At 70.5% G+C, this 11,015-nt stretch carries 8 protein-coding genes; 2 read left to right on the top strand and 6 right to left on the bottom strand.

Translation table 11 applies throughout. From position 1 onward, the window contains the following. Positions 1-114 precede the first annotated feature (114 nt). The 6 genes from ACFQRJ_RS06265 to iolD form a co-directional block, all read right to left on the bottom strand. The gene (locus ACFQRJ_RS06265) at positions 115-885 is read right to left on the bottom strand and encodes an SDR family NAD(P)-dependent oxidoreductase (RefSeq protein WP_377018120.1); all 771 of its coding nucleotides are present in this window, start codon (positions 883-885) and stop codon (positions 115-117) included. 135 nt (positions 886-1,020) lie between these two features. Beyond that, a complete protein-coding gene (locus ACFQRJ_RS06270) occupies positions 1,021-2,193 on the bottom strand; it encodes a Gfo/Idh/MocA family protein (RefSeq protein ID WP_377018121.1) in 1,173 nt (390 codons plus the stop codon). A gap of 21 nt (positions 2,194-2,214) precedes the next feature. After that, positions 2,215-3,084 (bottom strand): sugar phosphate isomerase/epimerase family protein, encoded by an 870-nt coding sequence (locus ACFQRJ_RS06275; RefSeq protein WP_377018122.1) that lies wholly within the window; start codon positions 3,082-3,084, stop codon positions 2,215-2,217. Positions 3,085-3,087: 3 nt separating this feature from the next. After that, entirely contained in the window at positions 3,088-4,038 is a 951-nt protein-coding gene (locus ACFQRJ_RS06280) for a TIM barrel protein (protein WP_377018123.1), read from the bottom strand. A 52-nt stretch (positions 4,039-4,090) separates the two neighbouring features. Beyond that, positions 4,091-5,587 (bottom strand): CoA-acylating methylmalonate-semialdehyde dehydrogenase, encoded by a 1,497-nt coding sequence (locus ACFQRJ_RS06285; protein WP_377018124.1) that lies wholly within the window; start codon positions 5,585-5,587, stop codon positions 4,091-4,093. Between the two features lie 48 nt (positions 5,588-5,635). Continuing rightward, positions 5,636-7,561 carry a 3D-(3,5/4)-trihydroxycyclohexane-1,2-dione acylhydrolase (decyclizing) gene (iolD, locus tag ACFQRJ_RS06290; RefSeq protein WP_377018125.1) on the bottom strand — a complete coding sequence of 642 codons (1,926 nt, stop codon included), beginning with the start codon at positions 7,559-7,561 and terminating at the stop codon, positions 5,636-5,638. Between the two features lie 523 nt (positions 7,562-8,084). Here iolD and ACFQRJ_RS06295 point away from each other — a divergent pair. Both ACFQRJ_RS06295 and iolC read left to right on the top strand, forming a co-directional pair. Beyond that, positions 8,085-9,695 (top strand): MFS transporter, encoded by a 1,611-nt coding sequence (locus ACFQRJ_RS06295; RefSeq protein WP_377018126.1) that lies wholly within the window; start codon positions 8,085-8,087, stop codon positions 9,693-9,695. A gap of 193 nt (positions 9,696-9,888) precedes the next feature. Then, entirely contained in the window at positions 9,889-10,917 is a 1,029-nt protein-coding gene (gene iolC, locus ACFQRJ_RS06300) for a 5-dehydro-2-deoxygluconokinase (RefSeq protein WP_377018127.1), read from the top strand. Positions 10,918-11,015: the final 98 nt, after the last annotated feature.

The raw sequence follows: 11,015 nt of genomic DNA on the forward strand, positions 1-11,015 counted from the left end.
CCAGCTCATCGCCCCGCACGTCCAGGGACCAGCGCCCGGCGCTCCAGCGCCGACCCGAGGGTACCGGGCCCCATGCCGGAGAAGGGATACCTGGCGTCGGGTCTGGCGGCGCGGTCATAGCGCGGTCATGCCTCCGTCGACCGCGAACAGCGAACCCGTGGCGAAGGCGCCGTCCTCGCCGGCCAGGAAGACCATGATCCCTTCCACGTCCTGCGCGGTTCCCGGCCGGCCCAGTGGGATCCTGCTGGTGATCGCGGAGCGCTCCTCCGCGTTCGCGGAGATCGTGGAGACGAGAGGGGTCTCGGTGTAGGCGGGGACGACGGTGTTGACGCGAATCCCGTCGGCGGCGTACGCGGCCGCGACGGTGCGGGTCAGTCCGTGGATACCGGCTTTCGTGGTGCTGTACGCGGTGAAGTCGTTGCCCTCGCCGGTCAGGCCCGTCGGACTGCCGGTGACGATGATGGAGCCGCCGCCGCGTCGCAGCATCGAGCGGACCGCGTGCTTGACGGTGAGCATCGTGCCGGTGAGGTTTACCGTGACCGTGCGCTGCCAGACGTCCAGGTCGAGCTCGGCGATCTTCGCGTCCTGTCCGAATAGCTGGACCCCCGCATTCGCGACGACCACGTCAGGCGCCCACCCACTCGACTCCAGTTCCGCGAAGGCGCGCTCCAGCCCGGGCTCGTCGGAGATGTCGACGGCGAGGGTACGGACGCGATCGTCCCCGAGATCCTCAGTGAGGCTCGTCGTGGTCTCGGCAGCGGCCTCCGCGTCACGGTCGGCGACTACGACCCGAGCGCCTTCCCGGGCGAACCGGGCGGCGACGGCCCGTCCGATGCCGGAGGCGGCCCCGGTGACGAGAGCGGTGCGGGAAGCAAGGCGTGGCATCAATGGATCATCCATTCCAGGCGGTCAGCGGTGCGGTGCTGCGGTGCACGAGCCGGTCATCGGCCAGGCCGCTGCCGCCAGTGTGCCCAACCGGTTGACCAATTGGCAAGCACGTAGCGCATTCCGGGGAGCGAGCTACCCGTCAGCCACGTCCACCCACGCCCGCTCGGCCGCGGACCGCACGATCGCCTCGCACACCTCGGCGGCGTGCACCCCGTCGGCCGCGGACGGCGCGAGCGTGGTCCCGGACGTCACGTCGGAGAGGAAGCGGGCCGCCTCGATCGCCTTGAGGTCGTCGAAGCTCAGCGGGATGCCGGGGCCGGGCTGGAAGCGGGCGTACTCGCCGTGGCCGGCGCCGGTGAGCACCGTGGTGTAGCCGTGCTCGAGGCCGCCGTCGCCGATCATCACCTCGAATTCGTTCATCCGGGTGAACGACCAGCGGGCGGAGCCTTCGGTGCCGTACAGCTCCAGGGCGTAGTCGCTGCGGTGGCCACGGGCCACGCGGGAGGACTCGAGCGTGGCGTGGGCGCCGCCGGACAGTCTCGCCAGTGCGGCCACCCAGTCCTCGTTGCCGACCGGGCCGCGCTCCTCGCCGATCTCCATGCCGCCGTGGCCCACGCCTGCGGAGGTCGGGATCGGCCGTTCGGGGATGAACACGTCGGTCATGGCGCTGACCTCGGTGATCTGCTGGCCGGTGACGTAGCGGACCAGGTCGGCCCCGTGGGAGAGCAGGTCCCCGATCACGCCCGCCCCGGCCTTGGCCCGGTCGTAGCGCCAGGTCAGCGGCCCGTCGGGGGAGGAGGCGTAGTCGGCGTACAGCCAGCAGCGCACGTTCGTCACTCGCCCCAGCCGGCCGGGGCCGACCAGCTCGCGCAGGTGCGCGATCGCGGGCGCGTGGCGGTAGTTGAAGCCGACGGCGGTGGCGACCCCGGCGTCGTCGGCCGCCTCGCGGATCTCGCGGGACTGCGCCGCAGAGACGCCCATCGGCTTCTCGATCCAGAACGGCGTCCCCGCCCGGGCGGCGGCGAGGGCGAGGTCGCGGTGGAGGAAGTTCGGCGAGCAGATCGAGACGGCTTCGACGTCTGGGTCGGCGAGGACCTCGTCGATGTTCTCGGCCGCCCGCTCGAACCCGAGCTGCTCCGTGGCCGCCTGCTGGTTCGCCGGAAGCGGGTCGGCCGCCGCCACCAGCCGGGGCCGCACGCCGAGCTCGGGGAAGCGGGCGGCGATGCGCTGGTAGGACGTGGCGTGCAGGCGGCCCATCCAGCCCAGGCCCACGACGCCGACGCCGATCTCGCGCGGGGTGCTCATGCGTCGATCATTCCCCACCGATCACTCCCCGCCGAGCTCTGCGAGGATCCGCTCGCGCATGCGCACGTTGATCTCGTCGGCGTGCTCCTCCCAGCCGAAGACGCACACCGTCACCGGTCCGTCGTACTCGCGCTCGCGGAGGTAGGCGAAGGCGGCGTCCCAGTCGATCTCGCCGTGGCCGATCTCGTTGTGCTGGTGGATGCGGGCGTCGACCCCGGGCGGGTTCATGATGTACCGGTTGCCCACGTTCGCCGTGTGGTCGAAGACGTCGGCGATGTGAAGGTGTGCCAGGCGCTGACCGGCGTAGTCCATCATCTCGCGCGGGTCCCGGGCGCCGCGGCCCAGGTGGAAGGCGTGCGGGAAGCAGAACTCGTAGTTCAGCCAGTCGCGGTCCACGCCGCGGATGATCTGCACGGCCCGGTCGTTGTCCTCGACGAAGTCGTAGGGGTGCGCCTCGATCGTGCACTCGATCCCGTACTGCTCGAACACCGGGCCCAGCTGCTCCATGGACCGGTAGAACTGGTGCTCGCTGCGCCGCGGCTCGTTCGGGTCCCCCGAGAGCTCGGTCGCGATCAGCGGCACCTCGAGGGCGTCGGCGATCTCCAGCAGCCGCCGCCAGTTGCGCACCTGCGCCTGTCGCTCCTGCTCATCGGTCGCCGCCCAGTCGAAGACGGGGTTCAGCGCGTGGATCCGTACCCCGGTCTCCGCCATCGCCTGCCTGACCTCGGCGATCTGGTGACGATCGACCTTGGGGTAGTGGTGCCACTCGTGGAAGTCGGCTCGCGGGGACAGCTCGAGGTAGCGGTAGCCGAGCTCGGCCGCCTTGTGCAGCTCCTCGGCGACCGACAGCTGCGGGTGGTACATGCTCGGATCCAGCAGCACCTTCACCATGGCTCAGCGCACCCCCAGGCCGCAGTCGGCGAGGAACTCGCGGGTGGCGATCGCGTTGGGCAGCGGCAGGGACGGATCGCAGGGGTAGAGGTCCTGCTCGCAGATCACGTACAGCTCCCGGTCGAAGGTCGCCAGCTTGGCGACCAGGTCCTTCATGTCCGGCAGGCCGGCCGGCGGACGCACCGAGGCACCCTTGGCCACGGCCTCCCCGAACGGCCAGTCCTTCTCGTGCGCCTCACGCGTGAGGTCGGGGTCGAACGCCTTGATGTGCACGTAGCCGATCCGCTCGGGGTACTCGTCGATCATCGCCAGCGGATCCCCGCCGCCGTAGACGATGTGGCCCGTATCCAGGCAGAACGAGACCAGCTCCGGGTCGGTCGCCTCGAAGATCCGGGCGATCTCCTCGGGGGTCTCGATGTGGCTGTCCCCGTGGGGGTGCAGTACCATCGTCAGCCCGTAGTCCTCCTTCAGGAGCCTGCCGAGCCGGTTCGCGTTCTCGACGTACAGCCGCCAGGCCTCCCCGGTCAGCTCCCGCTGGTCGGTGAACTCCCAGGTCTTGTCGTCGCGGTACAGCGGCGGCAGGTGCACCATGTACTCGGCGCCGACGGCCGCGTGGGTCTCGGCGATCGCCCGGAAGGTGCGCTCGGTCTCGGGCCAGGCGTCCTCCTGGTGCAGAACGCCCCAGCCGGTGCCGGCCACGACCCGGAACCCGTGCTCGTCCATGACGGACTGCAGCTGCTTCGCATCCTGCGGGAAGTACCCCCAGGGCCCCGTCTCCATCACGGAGAACCCGGCTTCGGCCATCTCTCCCAGCGCGGTGCGCCACGGGATCTGCTTCTCGTCCTCGGGGAACCACACGCCCCACTGGTCGGGGCACACCCCGATGGTGAGATTGTCGTACGGCGGCTCGGGGTTGCGTGAGCGGTCGGTGGGGCCTGCGGGAGCAGCGGTCACGGCGATGATCTCCTTCGGTCGGGAAGCGGGGCGGCGGTGGGGGAGGCGCCGGTCAGTCGTGGGTCGGGAAGCTCATCGAGCTCTCCAGGTGCTCGTCCTGGTGGGGCCAGCGGGTGGTGATCGCCTTCTGCTTGGTGTAGAAGCCGACGGCCTCGGGGCCGTGGGCGTGGTGCTCGCCGAACAGCGAGTCCTTCCAGCCGCCGAAGGAGTAGTAGCCCACGGGCGTCGGGATCGGCACGTTCACGCCGATCATGCCCACCTGCACCTCCTCCTGGTAGCGCCGCGCGTAGTGGCCGGACCCGGTGAAGATCGCGGTGCCGTTGCCGAACGGCGAGGAGTTCACCAGGTCGAGGGCCTCGTCGAAGTTGGGCACGTGCATGACCACCAGCAGCGGGCCGAACACCTCGTCGGTGTAGGTGGGATGGGTGCGGTCCAGATCGGTGATGACCGTCGGGCCCACGAAGTTCCCGTTCTCGTACCCCTCAACCACCAGGGAGCGGCCGTCCACCAGCACGGTGGCACCGGCCTGCTCGGCCTCGTCGGTCATCCGGATCACCCGGTCGCGGGCCTCGGCCGTGATCACCGGCGGCATATCGGTCTCGGGGGAGTCGCCGGGACCGACGACCAGCTTCTCCGCCTCGGCCCGGATGGCCTCGAGGAAGGGCTCGTGCGCATCACCCACCGTGACCGCGACCGGGACGGCCATGCAGCGCTCGCCGGCGGAGCCGAAGGCCCCCGAGGCGATCTGGCCGGCGGCGAAGGCGATGTTCGCATCCGGCATCACCACGGCGTGGTTGTTGGCGCCGCCGAGTGCCTGGACGCGCTTGCCGGCCGCCGTGGCGGTGGCGTGGACGTGCTTCGCGATCGGGGTGGAGCCGACGAAGGAGACCGCGGCGATGCCGTCGTGGGTGCACAGCGCATCGACCGTCTCCTTCCCGCCGTGGACGACCTGGAAGACGCCGTCGGGCAGCCCGGCCTCCTGGTAGAGCCGGGCGACGATGTTGGAGGCCGACGGGTCGCGTTCGGAGGGCTTGAGGAGGAAGGCGTTGCCGGTCGCGATGGCGATCGGGTGCATCCAGAACGGCACCATGGCCGGGAAGTTGAAGGGGGTGATGCCGGCGACGACGCCGAGCGGCTGACGCATGGTGTGGGCGTCCACGCCGCTGGAGACGTTCTCGGAGAAGCCGCCCTTGAGGTCCTGGGTGATGGAGGTGGCGAACTCGAGGGTCTCCAGACCGCGGGCGATCTCGCCCTTGGCGTCACCGAGGGTCTTGCCGTGCTCGCGGGTGATCGCGGCGGCGATCTCGTCGGTGTGCTCGAGCATCAGCTGGCGCATCCGGTAGAGGATCTGGGTGCGCTTGGCCAGGGAGACCCGGGCCCAGTCCCGCTGCGCGGCCGCGCCCGCCCGTACCGCCTCGTCGACCGTGGCAGCATCGCCGAGGTGCAGGGTGCCCACCTCCTCGCCGGTGGCGGGGTTCAGGATCGGCTGGGTGGAGCCGGTTCCGGCGCTCTCGCGCCCACCGATCCAATGGGTGATCTCGTAGCTCATGCGAATCTCCTGGTGCAGTGAGGGTGGCCGACGGGGCGGTGTCGCCGGTCAGAGGTAGTGGCGCTGCGGGGCGAGGTCCGCCTCGTACTCGGCGCGGGCGGCGCGGGTGGAGTCCAGGCGCGCGGTGGCCGAGACCGGCACGTCCCACCAGCCGCTGCCGGGCGGGTGCGGGCCGTACAGGTCGGTGTTGACCACGATCGCGGTGGCCCGCGTGCGCGCCGTCGCCCGGCGATAGGCCTCCCGGAAGGCGTCGGTGCTGGAGACCTCGTCGACCTCCAGCCCGTACGAGCGGATGTTCGCCGGAATGTCGAAGGGCAGCTTCTCGCCGTCGAGCAGACCGGTCTCCTTGTCGCGCAGGCGGTACTTCGTGCCGAAGCGCTGGGAGCCGTGGGACTCCGACAGCGAGCCGATCGAGGACCAGCCGTGGTTCTGGAGGATCACGAGGATGACCTTGACGTCCTCGGCGACGAGGGTGGCGATCTCCTGCGGCGCCATCTGGAAGGTGCCGTCGCCGATGATCGCGACCACCTCGCTGTCCGGGGCGGCCATCTTCGCGCCGAGCGAGGCGGGCAGCTCGTAGCCCATGCACGAGTAGCCGTACTCCAGGTGGTACTGCAGCGGGGACCGTGCGGTCCACAGTGCCTGGAGGTCACCGGGCATGGAGCCGGCGGCATTGAGGAGGATGTCCTCATCGCCCATCAGCTGGTTCAGGGCGCCGAAGATCTCCGTCTGCGCGGGCAGCTCCTGGTCGTGCGGCGCGAAGCAGGGCGCGATCCGCTCCTCCCACTCGCGGCGCAGACGCGCGGCGTTCTCGGCGTGCTCGGAGGGCGCCTGCCAGCCCTGCACGGCCTCGGTGAGCGCCTCGAGGCCCGCGCGGGCGTCGGCCACGACCATGGTGGCGGCGTGCTTGGCCGCATCGAACGCCTTGACGTTGAGGTTCACGAAGCGCACGTCGGGGTTGCGGAACGCGGTGTGCGAAGCGGTGGTGAAGTCGGTGTACCGGGTGCCGACGCCGATGACGACGTCGGCCTCCGCGGCCAGCGCGTTCGCGGCATCGGTGCCGGTCGCCCCGACGCCGCCGACGCTGAGGGGGTGGTCCCCGCTGATCGCGCCCTTGCCGGCCTGGGTATCGGCCACGGGGATCGAGGTGGCCTCGGCGAACGCGGTCAGGGCCTCGCTCGCCTCGGAGTAGATGGCCCCGCCGCCGGCGACGAGCAGCGGCCGACGGGCCGAGCGGATCACGGAGACCGCGCGCTCGAGCGCCGCCGGTTCCGGGACGGGCCGGGCGATGTGCCAGGTGCGCTCGTCGAAGAATTCGACGGGCCAGTCGTGGGCCTCGGCCTGCACGTCCTGCGGTAGGCAGAGAGTCACCGCGCCCGTCTCGGCGGGATCGGTGAGCACCCGCATGGCGGCCAGGGCGCTGGGGATCAGCTGCTCGGGGCGCCAGATGCGGTCGAAGTAGCGCGAGACGGGCCGGAAGGCGTCGTTGACGCTGACGTCCATGGCGCGCTCGTCCTCGAGCTGCTGCAGCACCGGGTCCACGGCGCGACCCGCGAAGATGTCGCTGGGCAGCAGCAGCACGGGGATCCGGTCGATGGTGGCCAGGGCGGCGCCGGTGACCATGTTCGTCGAGCCCGGCCCGATGGAGGCGGCGCAGGCCAGCAGCTGACGGCGATTGCGGGTGCGCGCGTAGGACACGGCCGTGTGCACCATGTTCTGCTCATTGCGCGACTGGTAGTACGGCATCGCGGCCTCGTCCTTGGCCCCGTCGCCGCGGGCGGGGTCCGTGGCGTTCTGCAGCAGTGCCTGGCCGACGCCGGCCACGTTCCCGTGCCCGAAGATGCCGAAGGTGCCCGGGACCAGGCGCTCGCGGATCCCATCGCGCTCGCTGTACTGCGCGGCGAGGAAGCGGACCAGGGCCTGGGCGACGGTCAGGCGCACCGTGCCGGCGGCGGTCGAGGTGGGGACGCTCATGCTGCCTCCGAGGAGAGGGTCGGCACCGTCGGACGCGAGCGGTTCGAGCGCGAGCGACTCGACGGTGAGTTCGTATGGGCCCAGCATGCCGATCGCGACAGGCTGTGTCAATACTTTGTCATGACAAGGCGTGCGACGACTCGTGTGTCCTGGCTCTTCGCCCGCCCGACCTGCAGGGACGGTCGGACCGGCCCTCCGCGGCGGGATTCTCGCGACAGGGGCGCCGGTGCAGGATCGCAGGGCGGAGGGCGAATCCGGGGGTACCGTTCCGGCCGGGGGTCGTGCTAGCGTCCCGCATGTTCGTCCGGATGCACCGTAAGACCGGACAAAGCGACTGCGGTTCGATACACCGTGATGACATGGCGGTCATCGTCCGATCGGTCCGCAGTCGATGTGCACAGCCCGCAGCCACCCCGTCGTACCGCTCCGACGCCGTCGCGGCCCCGATCCGCATCGTCGTCACACGGTGCCGCTCCCGGCACCGGACCGGCCCCGCGCCGGACTCACGTTCCGAGGAGGGAGCATGAGCTCACAACCCACCGCGGCCTCGCCGCGCATCCCGGACCTGGTCGAGCAGACCCCGCCGTCAGGCAAGAGGCGCCCGATCGCCCTGCTCGCCGTGGTCGCGTGCCTCGGCGGCTTCCTGTTCGGCTACGACACGGGCGTCATCTCCGGCGCCCTGCCGTACATGTACATGCCCACCGAGGCCGGCGGGCTCGGCCTGAACTCGGTGGAGGAGGGCCTGGTCGGCGGGATCCTCCTGCTGGGCTGCGCCGTCGGCGCCGTGGTCGGTGGCAGGCTCTCGGACCGCTACGGGCGCCGGCGCAACATCATCTGGCTGGCCATCGTGTTCTTCGTCGGCGCCGTGGGATGCACGCTGGCACCGAACATCTGGCTGATGTACCTCGCCCGCTTCGTGCTCGGCCTCGCCGTCGGCGGCGCCTCCACCACCGTGCCGGTGTACCTCTCCGAGTCCGCGCCCAAGGAGCAGCGCGGCATGCTCGTCGCGGTCGATCAGCTCATGATCGTCACCGGCCAGTTCGCCGCCTTCGCCACCAATGCACTCATCGCGGGGGTCCAGGGCGGCCCGACCGCAGTGGTCGAGAACGACCCCAGCGGTGCCCACCAGGCCGGCGAGAGCGTCTCGTGGGACGTGCTGGCCGGTATCGGCGGTGTCACCGTGGCCGACGGCAACGGTCACGCCTGGCGGCTGATGCTGCTGATCTGCTCGATCCCCGCGATCGCCCTGTGGATCGGGATCCGCATGATGCCGGAGTCCGCCCGCTGGCACATCCGCCGCGGCGAGATCCGGGAGGCCATCGGCTCGCTCAAGCGGATCCGTGTGCCCGGCCGGCACGACGTGGCGGCCGAGACCGCGGAGATGGTCGAGAGCCACCGGCTCGAGCAGAAGCGGCAGAAGCTCAGCCTGGGCGCGGCGTTCCGGATCCCGTGGCTGCGCTCGATCATCATCTTCGGCGGCGCGATCGCCGTGCTCCAGCAGCTGACCGGCGTGAACACGATGATGTACTACGCCCCGCGCGTGCTGATGGCCGCCGGATTCGACTCGCAGGCCTCCATCATCCTCAACGTGTTCACCGGCCTGGCCTCGGTGGTCGGTGCCGCGGCGGGCCTGTTCGCCCTGCGCCGCTTCGGCCGCCGGCAGGTGCTGCTGGTCGGTCAGGTCGTCCTGACGCTGTCGCTGCTGGCGATGACCGCGATCTTCCTGCTGGGGATCAACCCGTACCTCACCGACACCGGGGCCGTCTCCGAGGACATCCCCACCTTCGTGCCCTACCTCGTGGTGGTCGTGATCGTCCTGTTCATGCTGGGCATGCAGTCCGGCCCCGGCCCGGTGGTGTGGGTGCTGCTCTCGGAGATCTTCCCGAACGCGATCCGGGGCGCCGCGACGGGCTTCGCGGTCATGCTCATGTGGCTGGCGAACATGACCGTCACCTTCCTGTTCCCGGTGCTGATGGACGGGATCGGGCCGGTGCTGACCTACGCCATCTTCGCCGCGGTGAACATCTTCGCGGTCATCTGGTTCCTCCGCCGCGTGCCGGAGACCAAGAAGTTCACCCTGGAACGCCTCGAGTGGGAGTTCCGGGAGGCCGGCGGAGTGATCCGTCTACGCTGACAGCACCGCAGCCGATGCACATCTTTGTCTGGACAAAGCGCGTTCCCGATGGTTCGATGGAGGCATCGAGAGGCGCGGCGGCCCGGACCGATCCGCCGCCGCCCGTCCGACACCGCCGTCGACGCAGTGCTGGACACAGGCAGCACCGCAGCACACGCAGCGCAGACAGGCGCAGGCAGACATGGAGCACCTCATGGCAGCACCCGACCTCGACATCATCACCTTCGGCCGCAGCGGCGTCGACCTCTACCCGCTGGAGATCGGCAAGGGCCTCGAGGACATCACGAGCTTCGGCAAGTTCCTCGGCGGCAGCCCCACCAACGTCGCCGTCGCCGCGGCCCGCCTGGGCCGCAGCCCTGCGGTGATCACGGGCGTGGGGAACGATCCCTTCGGCCGCTACGTGGTGGGCGAGATGGAACGGCTCGGCGTCTCGGGACGGTTCGTCGTCCGCAACGACGAGCTGAACACCCCCATCACCCTGTGCGAGATCTTCCCGCCGGACGACTTCCCCCTCTACTTCTACCGCCGGCCCAGCGCCCCGGATCTGCAGGTCGCCCCGGAGCATCTCGACCTCGACGCGATCCGGGCGGTCCCGCTGTTCTGGTTCTCGGGCACCGGACTGTCCGAGGAGCCCAGCCGTTCGTCCCACCTCGCCGCCCTCGAGGCTCGTGGCCGCACCACCCACACCGTCTTCGACCTGGACTATCGCCCGATGTTCTGGGCCTCGCCGGAGGACGCCCGAGAGCACTACCGCGAGGCGCTGAAGCACACCACGGTCGCCGTCGGCAACCGGGAGGAGTGCGAGGTCGCCGTCGGCGAGACCGATCCGGAACGCGCGGCCGACGCCCTGCTCGAGGCCGGCGTGCAGATCGCCATCGTCAAGCAGGGCCCCAAGGGCGTGCTCGGCAAGACCGCCGACGAACGCGTCGTGGTCGCCCCGAATCCCATCACCGTCATCAACGGCCTGGGTGCCGGCGACAGCTTCGGCGGCTCCCTGTGCCACGGCCTGCTGGCTGGCCAGGACCTCGAGACCATCCTCACCCGCTGCAACGCTGCCGGCGCCATCGTCACCAGCCGCCTGGAGTGCTCGACTGCGATGCCCACGGGCGAGGAGATCGACCTGCTGCTGGGCGGCGGCGACCCCAATCACGGTCAGACCGTCGAGCAGATGCTCACCGCGCTGCGCAGTCGCGGCGTCGCCACGGGGGAGCAGCCCGCATGAGTTCCCTGAGTCAACCTCTAGGCCGTGAGAGCGCTGCTGTGGTCGTTTCTGTCGGTTCTGCGCCGCTCGTGGATGGTGGGGTCGTAGCACGTTCCGTC

The sequence above is a fragment of the Brachybacterium sp. GCM10030252 genome, from assembly GCF_042666535.1.
In the GTDB taxonomy this organism is placed as follows: Bacteria; Actinomycetota; Actinomycetes; order Actinomycetales; family Dermabacteraceae; genus Brachybacterium.